The sequence below is a fragment of the Candidatus Alistipes pullistercoris genome, from assembly GCF_027665465.1.
Taxonomy (GTDB): Bacteria; Bacteroidota; Bacteroidia; order Bacteroidales; family Rikenellaceae; genus Alistipes_A; species Alistipes_A hominis.
The window spans coordinates 143,732-161,949 of sequence record NZ_JAQDED010000002.1; the positions used below are offsets into that span (position 1 = coordinate 143,732).

14 protein-coding genes are annotated in these 18,218 nt (G+C 55.6%); 7 read left to right on the top strand and 7 right to left on the bottom strand.

Annotation, left to right across the window (positions count from 1 at the left end; translation table 11 throughout):
• The first annotated feature begins 40 nt into the window (after positions 1 to 40).
• Entirely contained in the window at positions 41 to 514 is a 474-nt protein-coding gene (locus PGR91_RS03960; protein ID WP_055205557.1) for a GNAT family N-acetyltransferase, read from the top strand.
• Between the two features lie 69 nt (positions 515 to 583).
• On the opposite strand, the gene PGR91_RS03965 is transcribed toward PGR91_RS03960, so the two are convergent.
• The 4 genes from PGR91_RS03965 to PGR91_RS03980 form a co-directional block, all read right to left on the bottom strand.
• Positions 584 to 988, bottom strand: a complete 405-nt coding sequence (locus PGR91_RS03965) for an acyl-CoA thioesterase (protein ID WP_118656964.1) — start codon at positions 986 to 988, stop codon at positions 584 to 586.
• A 63-nt stretch (positions 989 to 1,051) separates the two neighbouring features.
• Positions 1,052 to 2,524 (bottom strand): IMP dehydrogenase, encoded by a 1,473-nt coding sequence (guaB, locus tag PGR91_RS03970; RefSeq protein ID WP_055205555.1) that lies wholly within the window; start codon positions 2,522 to 2,524, stop codon positions 1,052 to 1,054.
• 158 nt (positions 2,525 to 2,682) lie between these two features.
• Positions 2,683 to 3,459 carry a hypothetical protein gene (locus tag PGR91_RS03975; protein WP_055205554.1) on the bottom strand — a complete coding sequence of 259 codons (777 nt, stop codon included), beginning with the start codon at positions 3,457 to 3,459 and terminating at the stop codon, positions 2,683 to 2,685.
• 14 nt (positions 3,460 to 3,473) lie between these two features.
• A complete protein-coding gene (locus tag PGR91_RS03980) occupies positions 3,474 to 4,118 on the bottom strand; it encodes a redox-sensing transcriptional repressor Rex (protein ID WP_055205553.1) in 645 nt (214 codons plus the stop codon).
• 139 nt (positions 4,119 to 4,257) lie between these two features.
• Here PGR91_RS03980 and PGR91_RS03985 point away from each other — a divergent pair, with 139 nt between their 5' ends.
• Complete coding sequence (locus PGR91_RS03985; RefSeq protein WP_055205552.1) at positions 4,258 to 4,908, top strand: HAD family hydrolase; 651 nt, start codon at positions 4,258 to 4,260, stop codon at positions 4,906 to 4,908.
• Between the two features lie 92 nt (positions 4,909 to 5,000).
• On the opposite strand, the gene PGR91_RS03990 is transcribed toward PGR91_RS03985, so the two are convergent.
• The 3 genes from PGR91_RS03990 to PGR91_RS04000 all read right to left on the bottom strand — a co-directional run bounded on the left by PGR91_RS03990 (position 5,001) and on the right by PGR91_RS04000 (position 9,704).
• Positions 5,001 to 6,527 (bottom strand): hypothetical protein, encoded by a 1,527-nt coding sequence (locus tag PGR91_RS03990; RefSeq protein ID WP_147387408.1) that lies wholly within the window; start codon positions 6,525 to 6,527, stop codon positions 5,001 to 5,003.
• Between the two features lie 122 nt (positions 6,528 to 6,649).
• A complete protein-coding gene (locus PGR91_RS03995) occupies positions 6,650 to 7,420 on the bottom strand; it encodes a potassium channel family protein (protein ID WP_118656960.1) in 771 nt (256 codons plus the stop codon).
• Between the two features lie 112 nt (positions 7,421 to 7,532).
• On the bottom strand, positions 7,533 to 9,704 hold the full coding sequence (locus PGR91_RS04000) for a TonB-dependent receptor plug domain-containing protein (RefSeq protein ID WP_259336738.1): 2,172 nt from the start codon (positions 9,702 to 9,704) through the stop codon (positions 7,533 to 7,535).
• A gap of 315 nt (positions 9,705 to 10,019) precedes the next feature.
• Between PGR91_RS04000 and PGR91_RS04005 the strand changes: the two genes are divergently transcribed.
• The 5 genes from PGR91_RS04005 to PGR91_RS04025 all read left to right on the top strand — a co-directional run bounded on the left by PGR91_RS04005 (position 10,020) and on the right by PGR91_RS04025 (position 18,102).
• A complete protein-coding gene (locus PGR91_RS04005) occupies positions 10,020 to 10,697 on the top strand; it encodes a glycoside hydrolase family 25 protein (protein ID WP_101570963.1) in 678 nt (225 codons plus the stop codon).
• The gene (gene nadB / locus PGR91_RS04010) at positions 10,694 to 12,271 is read left to right on the top strand and encodes an L-aspartate oxidase (RefSeq protein WP_153497989.1); all 1,578 of its coding nucleotides are present in this window, start codon (positions 10,694 to 10,696) and stop codon (positions 12,269 to 12,271) included. Before PGR91_RS04005 ends, nadB begins: the two co-directional genes overlap by 4 nt.
• Complete coding sequence (locus PGR91_RS04015) at positions 12,271 to 13,059, top strand: ThuA domain-containing protein (RefSeq protein ID WP_118656956.1); 789 nt, start codon at positions 12,271 to 12,273, stop codon at positions 13,057 to 13,059. The genes nadB and PGR91_RS04015 overlap by 1 nt, the downstream gene beginning before the upstream one ends.
• Positions 13,060 to 13,078: 19 nt before the next feature.
• Complete coding sequence (locus tag PGR91_RS04020; RefSeq protein ID WP_118656954.1) at positions 13,079 to 14,656, top strand: peptide chain release factor 3; 1,578 nt, start codon at positions 13,079 to 13,081, stop codon at positions 14,654 to 14,656.
• A 764-nt stretch (positions 14,657 to 15,420) separates the two neighbouring features.
• Positions 15,421 to 18,102 (top strand): outer membrane beta-barrel protein, encoded by a 2,682-nt coding sequence (locus PGR91_RS04025; protein WP_118656950.1) that lies wholly within the window; start codon positions 15,421 to 15,423, stop codon positions 18,100 to 18,102.
• Positions 18,103 to 18,218 lie beyond the last annotated feature (116 nt).

Consider the following 18,218-nt stretch of genomic DNA (forward strand, 5'->3'; position numbering starts at 1 on the left):
AACCGAATACTTATCTTTATTGCAAAGAAAAACACAGGTTATGATCGAAATACGACAACTCAATCCGAGAGAACCCTTTCCCTGGAAACTGTTGTACACGGCCGATCCGTCGCGGGAAGCGGTGGCGGACTATACCGCCCGGGGCGTCTGCTTCGGCGCCTGGGAATCGGGAAAAATCATAGGCGTATCGGTACTGCTACGCACGCGCCCTTTTACGATGGAACTGGTCAACCTCGCCGTCGAGGAGTCCTGCCAGGGCCGCGGGGTCGGGAAGCGCCTGATCCGGCATGCCGTAGAGACGGCCCGCAACGCAGGATGTACCGTCCTGGAAGTGGGAACGGGCAACTCCGGAATCGCGCAACTGGCCCTCTACCAACGCTGCGGATTCTCGATCGATTCGATCGACAAAGATTTTTTCAGCAGACACTACCGTGAAAAAATCATCGAAAACGGCATCGAATGCCGGCACATGATTCGGCTGAAAATGGAACTCGGAGAAGAACGAATCCCTTAACCGCCGGCAGGCAGGACTAATCGGAAACCGGAACCGCCCCGTTTTACAAGCCGGCGCAAGCTTGCGAAATCAAAAATAAGGCTCCAACAATTTCAAAAACGACTGCGGGGCACGGCAGGCGCGGCGCGTGGCGCTGTTCATAAAGGCGAGCGTCACCGAACCGGTATTGATCCGCTCGCCGTTTTCCCGGTAAATCTCGAAATCGAAACGCATCCGCACCTTAGGCAGTTCGGCCAGCGTGACCCGCACGGTCAGCAGATCATCGTCGTAGGCGGGAGCCCCGTAGCTGCTGTGCACGTCGAGCACCGGCAGCATCACCCCGTCCCGTTCCATCTGCCGGTAAGTCGTCCCGAACTCGCGCAGCATTTCGGTCCGCGCCACTTCGTAATAACGGATATAATTCGAATGGTGTACGATTCCCATGCAATCGGTCTCGTAATAGCGTACCCGTATCTGAACGTCCCTCGTAATCATAATCGCATCGGTTATAAAAATAAAAAGCGCCTCTGCAACGAGGCGCTTTCGGTTTCACAATCGTTATTCGCCCCGGCTGTAATTCGGAGCCTCGCGGGTGATGCTCACGTCGTGCGGATGGCTTTCGAGCATTCCCGAGTTGGTGATCCGGATGAAGCGAGCCGTTTTCAGCGTCGCGATGTCTTTTGCGCCGCAATACCCCATGCCGGCGCGCAGACCGCCGATCATCTGGTAGACCACTTCGGCCAAAGTTCCCTTATACGGTACGCGGGCGGCGATCCCTTCCGGAACCAACTTTTTGATATCGTCCTCCATGTCCTGGAAATAACGGTCTTTCGATCCCTGCTGCATTGCCTCGAGCGAACCCATGCCGCGATAAGCCTTGAATTTACGTCCGTTGTAGATGATCGTCTCGCCGGGCGACTCCTCGACGCCCGCCAGCAACGATCCGGCCATCACCGCATCGGCCCCGGCGGCCAACGCCTTGACGATATCGCCCGAATAGCGCAGCCCGCCGTCGGCGATCACCGGAACGCCCGTACCGGCAACGGCCTTGGCGACGTCGTAAATCGCCGAAAGCTGCGGAACCCCCACCCCGGCAATCACGCGCGTGGTACAGATCGACCCCGGGCCGATTCCGACCTTCACGCCGGAGGCTCCGGCGGCAACCAGCATCTTCGCAGCCTCGCCCGTAGCGATATTTCCCACCACGACATCCAGGTCGGGGTACTCCTTTTTCACCCTTTTCAACATTTCGATCACATGGATCGAATGTCCGTGCGCCGTATCGATTACGATGGCGTCCACCTGCGCCTCGTACAGCGCGGCCACACGCTCCATCGTGTTGTAGGTAACCCCGACGCCGGCGGCTACGCGCAAACGCCCTTTATCGTCCTTGGCCGCATTCGGGTTGGCCTGCACCTTCGTAATATCCTTGTAGGTCAGCAACCCGATCAGGCGGTTGTTGTCGTCCACGACCGGCAATTTCTCGATTTTGTTTTGCAACAGGATGTCCGAAGCGGTCTGTAGATCGGGATTGTGCGTGGTGATCAGATTGTCCTTGGTCATCACCTCCTCGATCCGGCGCGACATGTCGCGCTGGAAGCGCAGGTCGCGGTTGGTAACGATCCCGATCAGGGTGTTGTCCGGCATCACGACCGGGATACCCCCGATCCGGTTCTCCTTCATCAGCACCAGCGCATCCCCCACGGTATTATCCTTGCCGATGGTGATCGGATCGTAGATCATGCCATTTTCGGCGCGCTTCACCTTGCGCACCTGGGCTGCCTGTTCGGCAATAGTCATATTCTTGTGGATCACGCCGATACCGCCTGCCCGGGCGATCGCGATCGCCATATCGGCCTCGGTCACCGTGTCCATAGCCGCCGAAATGATCGGCGTATTGATCTGAACGTTGCGCGAAAAACGCGAAGCAATGCTGACTTCACGGGGAAGAACTTCCGAATAGCCCGGGATGAGCAACACATCGTCGAAAGTCAATCCTTCTGTCTGTACTCTGTCTGTTAGGAACGGCATGGTATGATCTGTTTAAATAAATAATTTCGGCTCGCTTATTCGGTATATAACGCAACGTCCGGCGGGCTTATCGCCGACCGGTAATTTCGATACATCCAAGTAAATTTGTGCAAAATTAATAAATATCCGCTAAAATCCACACTACGCGACCCAACTTTTTACCGGAATTCGATGGCTACGGCAGCCGAAGCCGGCACCCCGTCAGTCCGGTCGAGACGCAACCGACGGTCGGCCGAAACGGCCAGGCGGGCCGCAAAACCGGCCTCCGAAAACTCTTTCGGCCGGCAAAACACCGGATACTCGCCCGCAGGAGGCAGCAGCTTGACCGGTTCCACGCCGGACAGCGCCCCGTCCCCTTCAAGCCGGGCGCAGATAAAATAAGGAGCGTCCAGATAATCCGCCGCACGGTAAACATCGCCCGAAAGAATCATCCGGCGGATCGCCGTCGAACTGACTTTGCTCTCGCCGACCTGCTGACACGGCATCCGTTCCAGCGCGAAACCGCATTCGGCGCTCAATGCGGAAAGCGAATCGTAGTCGCCCTCCTTGTTATGCCCCAGATGGTGATTATAGCCGACCAGCAACGCATCCATATGCAGTTTTCCGACCAAGTCGTTGCAGACGAAATCACGCGGACTGCGCCGGCTGAACGCTTTGTCGAAAGGCACGACGACCGTAGCGCCGACTCCCACAGACTCCAGCAGACTCAGTTTTTCGGGTAGCGTACTGAGCAACATCACCGGTTCGCCGCCCACGATCGTACGCGGATGCGGATGGAACGTAACGACCACGCTTTCGCCGCCCCGTTCGGCCGCCAGCGCATTGATCCGCGCGAGGATCGTCCGGTGACCGCGGTGCACGCCGTCGTAAGAACCGATCGTCACCACCGGCCGACGGATCGCGTCCGTCCTTTCGAAACCGTAAAAAACACGCATCCGGATGATCGTTTTCAGTTTTGAGCGTCCGTACTTTCCTCGGCCTCCTTGACAAAATAGGCGACCTTTTCGAGTACGGTCGTGATATCGTAATTTTCGACAAAAATCCCGCGCGGGAAATTGAGCGGCATCGAAGTGAAATTCAGCACTCCCTTGATCCCGGCATTGATGATCGGCACGACCAGTTCCGACGCGATCGACGTCGGCGACGACAGGATCACGATCTTGATGTCGGACTTCTGCACCTGCTCTTCGAAACTCTCCATGCCGTAACACGGGATGCCGTCGATCTCGTGCCCCACTTTATCCCCGTCGACGTCGAACGACGCTACGATCCGCAGTTTCGACCGGCGGCCGTTGAAATATTTCGTCAGTGCCTGTCCGAGATTCCCCATCCCGAGCACCCCGATATTGACAACGTTCGGACTGTCGAGTATCCCGCTGATAAAATCGATCAGCACCTCGACGTCGTAACCCTTTTTCGTATCGCTCGAAAAGCCGATCAGCATCAGGTCGCGCCGCACCTGAACGGCCGTAATGCCATGAATACCGGCAAGTACGTGCGAAAAGATATGCGTGATGCCCTGATTATGGCAAGCAAGCAGCGTGCGGCGGTATTCGCTCAGACGCTCGATGGTTTTTTCGGGAATTTCACTCATGCGGCAGCGGATAAAGAATACGCAAAGATAGCATTTTTCGCCGCCAATGCCCAAACCGGAGTCCGGAATCCGTCCTGGGAAACCGGCAAAACCCGGAAAAACATTATCTTTGCCGCAAATTCAATAAGCAAAGAAGGCTATGATCAAGGGAGTAATTTTCGACATGGACGGCGTTCTGGTGGACAACCGCGACGCACACATCGAGGCATTCGAAATCATTTGCAGGAAATACGGGGTTCCGTTCGACCGCGAAAAATTCATGCCTACGTTCGGCATGACCAACGACCTGATCCTCGAACGGCTGATGCCCGAGGTAATCAAGACGACGGACTGGAAAAAGATCGCCGTCGAAAAGGAAAACATCTACCGCGAAATCTTCGAGCGCACGATCGCTCCGGCCAAAGGACTGGTCGATTTCCTGAAAGCGCTGAAAAAAGAAGGGTATAAAACCGCCGTAGGATCGTCGGGCAACACGCCGAACGTCAACTTCGTGCTCGACCGTTGCGGAATCGCCGGATACTTCGACGCCATTGCCAACGGCGACATGATCACCCGCGGCAAGCCCGATCCGGAGGTCTACCTGCTGGCAGCTAAAAAACTGGAACTCGCTCCCGGCGAATGCATCGTGGTCGAAGACGCCCCGGTAGGCATCCGGGCCGCCCGCAGCGCCGGAGAATCGGTCGTCGCCATCGCTTCGACCTTCCGCCGCGAAGACCTGTCCGATTACGACATCCTGATCGACGACTTTACGCAGATCACACCGGAAGACATCCGGAATTTGAAAAAATAGCGGCGCGCCCCCGCTCCGGAATCGAAATGCGGGGAAGGTTATACGCAACGTATAACCTTCCCCGCATTTTTTCGGATCTGCGGAACAGAATCTTATTTCACGGCAGGCAAAGTAAAAGTTTCCGAATGATCGGCATTCCTCGTCCGTTCCCAGCAGGTTGTCCCCATCTTTCCGCAACTCGATTTAAGCTGCACGGACAGGGTGCCTTTGAACTGCGGAGTCCGGCTTTTCACCGGCGTCGAAATAATAAAGTCCGTACCGGCCTGAAGTTTGGTCCTCCCCGTCAGGCTGCCTTCGTACATATTGACACAGGCCGTAGAGAACGGGGCGTAAGTCGTGCGCACGCCGCTCAGGATAAAAGACCACGAAGCCTTGCATTCCGAACCGTTATCCCCGTTATCGGCAATCGTTACGTCGTTTACCGTGTAGGTATGGCTGTTGGACACGGAAATTCCTCCGCTCAGCCCGACCGTAGCCCCGGCACTCTCACCTCCGAATTTATAGGAGACGTTCCCGCCCAGGTTCCAGGAGAATCCGGACGTATAGGACTGGCTCGACTGCGTGGAAGTGGGCGAACTGCGGTGAATCTTCACATCGTTCGCATTGCTCACCGGCTCGAACGTAACGTCCACCTGCCGGCCGAACCATTCGCATACCTTGGCGATTCCGCTGACGCTTTTACTATAAACTCCCACGTACGTATTTTTAAACGGGCAGGAAATCTCCTCGTGGATATAATAGTAATTACGCTGTTCGTCTTCGCTGAATGCATACCACACGTCGAACTCCACCTGGTAGTTATTCGTATGCGATCCTTTTTTCGAACTCCGGTAGTCGCTCGACTCGATCTTCTGGGATTTGTAAATATAGAATTTGGTCGCATTCATCAGTTGGGTCAGTTCTTTCTGCTCGTCCCCGCTTTTGGTCCCGTTCGCGACCGACATTCCGGCTGTTCCGTTTACAGCAGCCAGCGCATCTTTAATTTCGGTCAGCGCCATATCGCACAACTCCCCCTGACTGAAATCGTCGGTAAAATCGCCGTCCGTATCGGTCGGTTCGAGCAGCATCGCAAGGCTCGCCGCTCCGGGTAGCGGACCGGTCCATATCCACAGGGGCAGTTCCCCGCCGTTAGGCTCCTCTTCCGCATCTCCGACCGCATACGGATTATAATTCTCCACCATGCGGCAAACCCGTTCGAAATCCTTTTCGGAACCTCCTTCCATAACCAACAGCACCCCCGCTTCGTGCATCTTTTTCAGGGCGTCCAGTCCCGCCGCGTTCCCTACGATGGAAGACGCTTCATCCACGTTGAAAAGCAGGCAGTCTCCCTGCGACGGAATCGAAACGCCGTCCCATTTCTGAGCGGAAGCGAAACGCGATACGAAATTGTCTTTCAGCGAACAACTATCCGTCGCCGCATCCGCATCGGAAAAGAAATAGAGCGTCGTATTCATTTTGACCTCTTCCTGATCCGTTTCCGGCTGCGGATCGACGTCGTACAAATCCGGGTCCACCGCATTGTCCACCGTCGGATCGTCCGTCCCTTCCTTTTCGTCCGCACAGCCGACCGTTCCCACGAACAGAGCGGCCGCCATCGCACAATACAATATCCTTTTCATCTGTTTTTTTAATTTGAACATGAAACAACGATTATATCGGCAAAGATACTGCATATGACCCGAAATCCGACATCGGAAAACGTAAATTATGACCCGGCCGAAACGTCGTTCGGCCGGAAACCTCAGGAACCGGCTTCATCCGCACCGGATTGCCCGCCTTGCTGCTTATGCGACTGAAAACGGCTCGTAATGTATACCGTAAAAATCGGGAACAGCATCATGCCCGACGCGGCCAGCACGACGGAAAGCACCTCGCCGGTACCCGTCCTCGCGAAGATATTCGACCCGACGGTGGTGACGTTCATAAAAGCCCACCACAGAGCCTCGCCGTAGGAAGTGACGGCAGGATTGACCGGATGCTCCAGCATGAAAAATACGAGACTGGCGAAATAGGTCAGCGACAGGATAATCAGAATGTAGGAAACCAGCAGGCTGGTCAGTTTGCTGCGCGTGATCCACCCCACCGTAATAGCCAACCCGTATCCGCCGCGCACCAAGGGCATCAACCGGAAAATGTAGGAAATCTCCGAAGCCGGGTTCATCTGGAAATAGGGAACCAGATGCAGGTAGGGAATCGCGACCAGGAATAAGAGGAAATTTCGCCAGACGAACCTCATCTTTTTCGGACTCAGGTACAGCCGGTAAAAAAAGTCGATCAAAAAAACGATACAGACCCAAAACTGTATTTTCATGTACGACTTATAGTAAAGCTGCTGCGAATCGTGGAAAACTTCGAAAGACAGCGCAGCGATCACCAGCACGCTGCCCAACAACACCAGCACGTTCAGCAGATTGCGGATCGCCTTCTCGATGCGGGCGCGGACCGGAGGTTTCGAAAAGGCGGCCGGATCGCCCCCCGCCGTCCGGGACGGAACGGAAACAGAATTATTCATAACGATTGCGTAATTGGTTGAATACTCAATCCCACGCAAAAAAAATGCCTTACTGCCCCGCCCCCGAAGATCGCGCGGTTTTCGCCGGACACTCCGCAGGGGCGCGGCACGATCAATCGTGTCCGAACGCGTAACTGATCCGCACGAACATGTTCCGGGGCGACGTGATATCGGAATTGAAATTGACGATCGACGGCTGGCGGTTGAACATATTGTTCACGCCGACCGACAGCGTAACCCGCTGCGGGAACGTAGCATTGACGACGGCGTCGCAGACCGCATATCCGTCGTGATGCGCCGTATAGGTTCCCGTCCAATATTTCATACTCGCCATCGAAGAGCCGGTCATGTCCAGCACCGGCATAAAGTCTTCGTAATCCTTGGCTCCCACGTAACGCACGGCGGCATTCAGTCCGATGTAGCATTTGCGGATCATAAAACCGTAATCGGCCTGGAACGTCGCGGTATGCGGACTCGGGAAGATATACTGGGTGGAGCTCTCCGGAGCGTCGTCCGTCTGGTAGATATAATTATAATTGGCCCGGACGAACAACCCGCGCGCCAACCGCACGTTAGCCATCACTTCCACGCCGGCGAACTGGCTGCGGTTGATATTCTCGTACTGTAAGATCGTCTCCACTCCTTCGGCATGTCCGCGCACGTCGATCTTATTGCGGAAAAAGCTTTTATAAGCGGTAGCCGAAAAATTGACGCCCTCGCGGTTGTATTCGGCGGCCAGCGAGACGTAGTGGTTCGTTTCGGGGCGCAGGCGGTCGTTTCCGCGGATCACGGTGGTTTGCCCCGGGATCGGCACCGTAAATTCCATATACATCTCCTTCAGCGACGGAGTCCGGTAGCCGCTGGCGTAATTCGCCCTGAGCGAACAGTGACCGACCGTATATTTGGCCGACAGTTTCGGCGTGACGCTCCATCCGAAACGGTTGTTGTAGTTGCCCCGCACGCCGGCTACGAAGCTGAGCGCATGCCCGTTGAGAATTTCGTCCTGGACGTACAGCGATCCGGAAGTCATGCTTTCCGGCGCGTCGAAACCGAGCGAATCGCGATTCAAGTCGAAACGCAGCCGTTCATTGACCATTTCGACGCCGGTCGTCAGCCGGTTGTTCTCGCCGGCCTGAAGCGTCCACAGCAGACGCGGGATGTTGTACGAATGCCGTTGCTTGGGAACCGTCGCCGACGAAAGGCTGTCCAGGTTGCGGTAATAGCCGTCGTGCATGAACGACAGGTAAATCTTATTGTTCCTGTTCGGCGAGTGCTCCATCTGAGCCTTCACGTTGTAGCCGCTGTACGACTCGTAGGTCCACGGTTTCGAATTGTTCGACATCGGGTTCTCGTCGAGGATGCTGCCGTTGAAATCGTAGCGGTTCTTGCTGAAATAACTTCCGGTCACCTGAAACCTGAACTTATCGGACAGTTCGTAATCGAAACGCTGGCTGACATTGATGTCGCGCCACCCGCTGACGCTCAGTCCCCGCTTATCGGGCGCAACGCTGACTGTCGTATCGCGCACCGTCCGTCCGACGACGAATACCGGCATGCCGGTCGCCGGATCCATCTGCGGACGCATACCGACGACGTTGCCTTCCGGCCCGAGCACCGGAATCATCTTCGGCGTCATCATGTTTAGCGAATCGTAATGGCGCACTTCGTTTTTGGTTCCCACCAACCGGTAGGCATCGGTCGACCGGTACGAAAAAGCGGTCAGCGACTTGAACTTCCCAAGGTTGAAACCGATCGAGAAATCGCCCTTCAGGTTCGGCAGATCGAGCTTGTCGCGGTAAAATCGGCTGTCGCGCGGCGTAGCGCTGCCGGCCAGGCTGTCGCCTCCGTTTCGCTGGAACGGCGTGCCGTAACGCAGCGAGGCGTTGATTTCGTATTTTTGTACCGGCATCCGGGTAATCAGGTTTACGACGGCGCCCATCGCGTTCGAACCGTACAGCACCGAAGAAGCGCCGCGGACGATCTCGATCCGGGCGATGTTGTCCATCGGAATCCGCGCATAGTCGATGTTGCCGTAAGTTTCGCCGGCGATACGCTCCCCATCGACAAGGAACAGCACATAGCGCGCATCCAACCCCTGGAACGACAGCGACGAACCGTAACCGGCCTGGTGGAACTCGACGCCGGCAAGCTCCCCTTCGAGCGCCTGCTGCAAAGTCGCCACGCCGCGCCGCTGGATGTCTTTGGCCGTAATCACCCGGGTGATAATCGGGGTGTCTTTCAACATCAGCGGCGTGCGCGTAGCCGTCACCACCACTTCATTCATATTGTAGGATAAACTGTCGGGGGGCAATGCGGAAACTTTTCCGGTTTCCGCCGCAAATCCGCGGGATACCGCTACGACAGACAGGACAAGGCATAAAATCCGTCTCTTCATTTGCTCTCTCAAAATTTGGGTTACCGAGCTCTCAATCTTTGCAAAGCTAAAACTATTTTATGGAAAAATGGTATACGCGATGAAAAAAAAACAAAACCGTTTTGTAACTTTGCGCACCCGGACAAGGTCGAAACAAACGTCGGAATACGCAGAGCCCCTATCCGGCCAATATTTAACAAGGCGCTTAACGCCGAAAATTCTTTTATGCCGAACGTTCGATATTACATTTTCCTGCTGGGTATGCTGTTTCTCGCGCCGGCCTGCCGCGAAAAGACCGCGAGCGATTTCGAAATCTGGGGACTGGATGTCTCGCGGCACCAGCAAAATGTCAACTGGGAAAAAGTCATCGAAAGCGAAAAACCTTATTTCGTACTGATCAAGGCCACCGAAGGAACGCTGATCGTCGATCCGACCTACGAACAGCACCGCAAAGAACTCGAAAAGGCAGGTATCCCGTGGGGAGCCTATCATTTTTTCGGACACCGCACCTCCGGCAAGGAGCAGGCGCGGAATTTTATTAAAACGGCCAAACTACAAAAGGGGAACTTCCTTCCGGTGCTCGACATCGAACCGCACCGTTTCATGACCGATCCGAAAAAAATGGTCCGAGAGGCGAAAGCCTTTTGCAACGAAATCAAACGCTATTACGGAACCAATCCGATCATATACTGCTCGACGAATTTTTACGAAACATACCTGCACGGAGACTTCAAGGCAAAAAACTACCCGCTTTGGATCGCCGATTACCGCGGGTGCCCCGAGCTGGACTGGCAAATCTGGCAGCATACCGATTCGCATACGATTTCCGGCATACGGCGCAAGGTCGACCGGAACGTCTTCCGAGGCAGTGAACAAGAACTTCAAAAGCTGATTTTGCAATGAATATAGAAACGGATTTTCTGGTCGTCGGCAGCGGTATCGCCGGACTCAGCTTCGCGCTGAAAGCCGCCGAATACGGAAAGGTAATGATCGTTACCAAAGGCGAGCTCGGCGAATGCAACACGGATTACGCGCAGGGCGGCATCGCATCGGTAATGTACGATCCCGATACGTTCGAGAAACACATCCACGACACGCTGGTGTGCGGCGCGGGCATTTGCGACCGGGCGGCGGTCGAACAGGTCGTGACGCATGCGCCGACGGTCATCAAACAACTGATCCACTGGGGCGCGAAATTCGACAAGGACGGCTCGGGACGCTACGAACTGGCCCGCGAAGGAGGGCACAGCGAGCACCGCATCCTGCACCACAAAGACATCACCGGCCACGAGATCGAACGCGCGCTGATGCGCCGCGTCAAGCGCCACCACAACATCGAAATCTACGAGCATCATTTCGCGGTCGACATCCTGACGCAGCACCACCTGGGCAAGTTGGTCAAAAAAAGCACGCCGGACATCACCTGCTTCGGCGCTTACGTGCTGAATCTGAAAAAGCATGAAATCTATACGGTGCTGGCCAAAATAACGGTCATGGCCACCGGCGGGGTCGGCAATATTTACCATACGACGACCAACCCGGCCGTAGCGACCGGCGACGGCATCGCGATGGTACACCGCGCGAAGGGAGCGGTCGAAAACATGCAGTTCCTGCAGTTCCACCCGACCTCGCTGTACAACCCCGGCGAACGGCCGTCGTTTCTGATCAGCGAGGCGATGCGCGGGTTCGGCGCGCTGCTCAGGCTGCAAAACGGCAAGGAGTTCATGCACAAATACCACCCGATGGGGTCGCTCGCGCCGCGCGACGTTGTGGCGCGCAGCATCGACCACGAAATGAAAATATCGGGCGACGAATTCGTTTACCTCGACATCACGCACAAAGACCCGAAAGAGGTCATCAACCACTTCCCGAACATTTATCAGAAATGCCTGTCGGTCGGCATCGACCTGACCAAGGATATGATCCCGGTCGTGCCGGCGGCGCATTACTGCTGCGGCGGCGTGAAGGTCAACCTGAACGGGGAGTCGTCGATCCGGCACCTGTACGCGCTCGGCGAAACCTCTTCGACCGGTCTGCACGGCGGCAACCGCCTGGCGTCGAATTCGCTGATGGAAGCCGCCGTCTATGCCGACGTAGCGGCGCAGCACGCCATCTCGCTGCTGAATACGATCGAGTTGCAGCGCAATATTCCGGCCTGGGACTACGAAGGCACGGCCATCCCGGAAGAGATGGCACTGATTACGCAGAATTACAAGGAGATGCAGCTGATCATGAGTAATTATGTCGGCATCGTGCGCTCGAACCTGCGGCTCGAACGGGCCAAACGCCGCCTCGAAATCATTTTCAAAGAGACCGAGGAGTTGTACCTGAAATCGACCCTCAGTCAGCACCTGTGCGAACTGCGCAACATGATCGCCGTGGGCTATCTGATCATCAAGCAAGCCGAGGCGATGCACGAAAGCGTCGGGCTGCACTACTCGATCGACTATCCGGCCAAACCCGTAAACATGGAATAATGTTCAGAATAACCGCCTTTCTACTGTGCGCGCTGGCGCTGCTCGGCTCGTGCGCGAACGAACGGCAGGACGACCGGACGGCCGACCTGCGCGGCAAAAGCGTGCTCGTATTCACCGGGCATGGCGACGGCTATGTACATGAAAATATCGCGGCGTCGGCGCGGATGCTGCAGGAGATGGCCGCCGAAAACGGCTTTGCAGCCGATACTACGTCGAACACAGCCGTTTTCTGCGACGACTCGCTGTCGAAATACGACGCGATCGTCTACGCGAACGCGAGCTATGTCGAACCGTTGCTGGACACGGCGCAGCGCGGCGCTTTCGAGCGGTTCGTCCGGCGCGGCGGCGGTTTCGTCGGCCTGCATGCGGCAGCCTGTACCGGACGCGGCTGGGAATGGTTCACGCAGATGATCGGCGGACGATTCGACTTTCATCCGCCGCTGCAACGACTGACGCTGAAAGTGGTCGACCAATCCCATCCTTCGACCGCACAGTTGCCCGATACGCTACAAACCGAAGACGAACTGTACGTATTCAAACGGCTGAACCCCGAAGCGCGGATCCTGGCCATCTGGGAAACCGCCGGCGTGGACTGGGCCGGCCGCGAACCGGAAGCGCTGACGCCGAGTATCCCGGCCGTATGGTGCAATCAGTTCGACGGCGGGCGCAGTTGGTACACCGCCCTGGGACACGACAGCCAAAATTACGACGACCCGCAATACCGGGCGCAGGTGCTCGGCGCACTCCGCTGGGTCGCCGCCGGGCCGGCTCCGGAAAAACAACCGTAACACCGTAACGAACGAAACGATGGAATTAGAACAGGAAATACGACGCAGGCGGACATTCGCCATCATCAGCCACCCGGACGCAGGGAAAACGACGCTAACCGAAAAACTGCTGCTCTTCGGCGGGGCCATCCACGTGGCCGGGGCCGTCAAATCGAACAAAATCAAAAAGGGAGCCACGTCGGACTTCATGGAGATCGAACGACAGCGAGGAATCTCGGTCGCCACATCGGTCATGGGCTTCGAATATAAGGATGTAAAAATCAACATTCTGGATACGCCGGGGCACGAAGATTTCGCCGAAGACACCTACCGCACGCTGACGGCCGTCGACAGTGTGATCATCGTGATCGACGGAGCCAAAGGCGTCGAAACGCAGACCCGCAAGCTGATGGAAGTGTGCCGGATGCGCAATACGCCCGTAATGGTTTTCATCAACAAACTCGACCGGCCGTGCAAAGATCCGTTCGACCTGCTCGACGAGATCGAAAAAGAGCTGAAAATCAAGGTGCGTCCGCTAGCATGGCCGATTAGCACCGGGCCGACGTTCAAAGGCGTGTACGACCTGTACGGCGACCGGCTGTCGCTATTCTTCGGCGCCGACAAGCAGTCGGCCGAAGGGGAAACGCTCGACGTCAAACTGAACGATCCGGCTATCGACAGGTACATCGAACCGTTCACGCAGCATCTGCGCGACGACCTGGAACTGGTCGAAGGGGTCTATCCGCCGTTCGAACTGGACAGTTACCGGGCCGGAACGGTCGCGCCGGTTTTCTTCGGCAGCGCGCTGAACAATTTCGGCGTCCGCGAGTTGCTCGACTGTTTTATCGACATCGCCCCGTCGCCGGGGAAATCGCATACGGCGCAACGCGACATCGACCCGTACGAACCCAAACTGACCGGATTCGTCTTTAAAATCCATGCGAACATGGACCCGAACCACCGCGACAGGATCGCCTTCCTGAAGATTTGTTCGGGAGTTTTCGAACGCAATAAACCGTACCTGCATGTACGCTCCGGCAAAAACATCAAGTTCGCCGCGCCGACCGCATTTATGGCCGAAAAGAAATCGGTGATCGACGAAGCCTTCCCGGGCGATATCGTCGGCCTGCACGACACCGGCAACTTCAAAATAGGCGACACGTTTACCGAAGGCGAACAGTTGCAGTTCGTCGGCATCCCGAGCTTCTCGCCGGAGTTGTTCCGTTACATCGAAAACGGCGACCCGATGAAATTCAAGCAACTGGCCAAAGGGATCGACCAACTGATGGACGAAGGCGTGGCCCAACTGTTCACCAGCAAGATGAACGGCCGCAAGATCATCGGCACGGTCGGGGCGTTGCAGTTCGAAGTGATTCAGTACCGGCTCGAACACGAATACGGCGCGCTGTGCCGCTACGAACCGGTGCAGGTGTACAAAGCCTGCTGGGTCGAGTCGGATAACGAGGCGCAAATGGAGGATTTCCGCAAACGGAAGTTCAACAGCATGGCGCTCGACAAGCACGGCCGCGAAGTCTTCCTTGCAGACACTTCGTACGCGCTGTCGCTGGCCCAAGAGAAATTTCCGGACATCCGGTTCCACTTCACGTCGGAATTTTAAAACGATACAATCGTACAAAACGAGCTCCGGCCCGAAACCGGAGCTCGTTTTGTTATTCCCCGCCGGAAAAAGCACAATAAAAAAGTCCGATTATTTCATTTTCGACGGATTATTTTTTAACTTTAACAAATCTTCGTACCGAGGACAATTTACGACAAATCGCATAATTATAGGATGTTAACCCGGGATGAAAAAAAAGACTTCCTTTTATCCATTGCATTCTTTGCGATATGGATATACCTGACGATTCAGACGATTCTGTCAAAATATTGGGATACGCTCGCTTTCGCCGTTTTCGTCTTGACCGTGTCGATTGTTCTTGCATATATCAAAAATAAATTTGTCTCGCGGATCATACGGGGAATACTCGTTTTATATGTCGTAACCAGAATTTACCGAAACGGAATTTTCAGCTAATCCTCAATTCGAAGACCATGCCCGGAAAACGATTAACGACTAAAATATCGGGAAACAATCCCCTTCTTTTGTTCTCGGCGCTCCTAACAGGATATAGCCCCATGATTCTGCTGAAACGATGGGACGTACTCGTTATGGGTATCGTCCTGGTTGCCTGGCTCGCATGTCCCGCAATCGTCAAAAACAAAATCGTCTTACGAATCATAAGGGGAACGTTCATCGTCCTCATAACGACAATCATCATCTGGAGAGACGAAATATTCAGTTAATCCACCCCGAATAATCATATGCGTTTTCTTTGGAAAACCGCCGGATAAACTATATCTTGGCAACCAAACCTAACACCTTTGAAACCCTACATACGCTTTACCTTCGCCTTTTTGTTATCCCTATCGGCAGGTACCGCGCTCGCCCAAACCAAAACGGGATCACTGCACGGCGTAGTGGTCGATTCGGCACAGCGTGTCCCGCTGATCGGAGCGACCGTAACCGTCGCTTCGCTTTTCGACACGGTCACCGTAATCACCGACAGGCAAGGAGCTTTCTCTATCGGACGAATACGCGATACGCTCGTCCGCACCCGAATCTCATACATCGGCTACCGGGATTTTTCGAGCCGGGTACGGATCGAGCCGAAAGGCACGCGGATGGATACGGTGGCGCTCGGAACAGCCGATTACCAGCTCGAAGCGGCCGTCGTACAGGGCGAACGCCCGCTGATGGGGCAGCGCGGCGACACGCTGATTTACCACGCCGAAGCGATACGAGTGCTGCCCGGCGACGAGAGTATGCAATTGGTGCTGCGGATGCCCGGCATGGAAGTCAAAGACGGAAAGATCACCGTGATGGGGAAAGTCGTCGAACGCACCTACGTCGACGGCAGGCCGCTGTTCGGGGAAAATTCCGAATCGGCGCTGCAATACCTCGAAGCCCGCGACGTGATCGATATCCAGGTATACGAAGAGCTGGTCGAAGAGGAAAAAATCAAGAACAACGCGAACGGGAAAAAACGCACGGTCATGAACCTCATAACCCGCAGCAAACCCGAAAAGAGCATCAACGTCCGCGTCGAGGGCGGCTACGGAACCGACCTGGACGAAGGGGCCGACGGTCGGCACGGAGAGCGTTACCGGGCCGGCGGGACATACCGCTATTTCTCGGAAAAACGAAGCATGGGCGTACGCGCAGGAACCAACAACAGCAGCCAGGGGTCGGGCTACAATAAAAACACCTACGCCTCGGCCGACTTTTCGAAGCGCTGGGGGAAAGAATTTTTCATCGACGGCAACTACAGCTACAACAACGATTTCAACCGCTCGCAGTCGATCTCCCGGCAGGTTTATTTTCCGACCGAGGATTACCAGTCGCGCACTTACGACGATACGTCCAGAACCGAAAACGGATCGCAGAACCACCACGTCTCGCTGCACATGCGCTACAATACGAAAAACGACTTTCTGTTTTTCGCCCCGAACGCCCGTTTCTCGCGCAGCGTCTCCCGGAGTTACCGCGGCGCGCTGAACATGCTCGACGGCGAAACGCTGAACCGGGTCGCCACCTCGCAACGCAGCGACGGCGACAGTTACAACATCTCCGAAAACCTGGCCTGGTCGCATGCGTTCAAAGAAGGGAAGCACGGATTCAACCTGTCCGCGGACGGCACGCTGAGCAAAAACAACGACGACGGCTGGCAGGTCGATTCGCTCTCTTCAACCAGCGACCGCACCTACTTGGAAAACACGGCCGAAGGCCACAACCGTTCCGTTTCGGGCGGCATCGGCTACTTCTACCGTTTCAAGGAAAAATACTCGGTCGGGGTCAATTATCACATTTCCTATGAAAACAGCCGGTCGAAACGGCTTGCCGTCGACCGTTTCACCGGGCAGGTCGACACCTCGCTGACCTACGACTACTCGCGCAACTATACGACCCAGAACTACACCTTCAACATCAGCCATTTCACCGAGAAGCTCTACTTCGCCGTCAATGCCGGATACCGGTCTTCCCGGCTCAACAAGGACGAAGCGTTCCCGGACGAACGGCGCGACCGAATCACGTTCCGCAGCTTCCAGCCTTCGGCGTCGCTGAACTATACGATCAGCCCGACGCGGCGCATCTACGTCAACTACTCGTCCAACGCGCAACAGCCCGGGGTCGAACAGCTCCGCAACGAACTGAACTACCAGAATCCGCTCAGTCTGTCGGGCGGCAATCCGGATCTGAAACAAAGCAACATGCACTCGGTATACATCGGATATACCGCCGCCAAAACCGAAAAATCGCGCACGTTCAGTCTCAACTTCAACGGTAGCGTCACCGCCCGCGAGATCGCCACCAAACAGGTATTCTTCACCGAAGACACGCCGCTGCCCGAATACAACGGCTACATCGCTCCGAAAGGCGCTACGCTGACCACGCCGGTCAACGTGAACGGCGCCGGATCGATGCGGCTCGGCGCCGGCTACTCGCTACCGGTCAAAGCGCTCGACATCACGTTCAGCGCCAACGCCGGATGCGCTTACAGCCGGCGCCCCACCTATATCGGCGACGAGCTGAACTACACGAACAGCCTCTCTCCGAACCTCAGCCTCAGCTTGATCGGCAACAAATCCCTCGTCTACCAGTTTTCGCTGTACACCAATACGGCGTACAACCGCACGTCGAACTCCCGGAAATCGGACAACAACACAATCAACCAGACCGTAGCGACGAACCTGACCGTCAACATCGTCAAAAAGATATACGTCACGGCCAACTACAACTACTCGCTCTATCACAACTTCTCGTACGCCGACGGCGACGTGAACACGCACATCCTGAACCTAACGTTCGGCTGCAAGCTGTTCAAAAAACGACAGGGCGACATCAACATCACCGCCTACGACTTGCTGAACCGCACCGCCAACTTCTCGACCAGCATGTTGGCCGACTACATCAGTTACAACTGGACGCAACGCTCCGGACGCTATCTGATGTTGAACCTCAGTTACAAATTCGACAAAACGGGAAAACTGAAAAAGAGAGATTAGCATCCGGAAACCGCCGGAACGGGAAAAACAAGAATTTGCTAAACTTTTTTAAAAACAACCGGAAATTTCGTACATTTGCAGCCTATTATTACGGACTTTTGCAATCAATCCACACC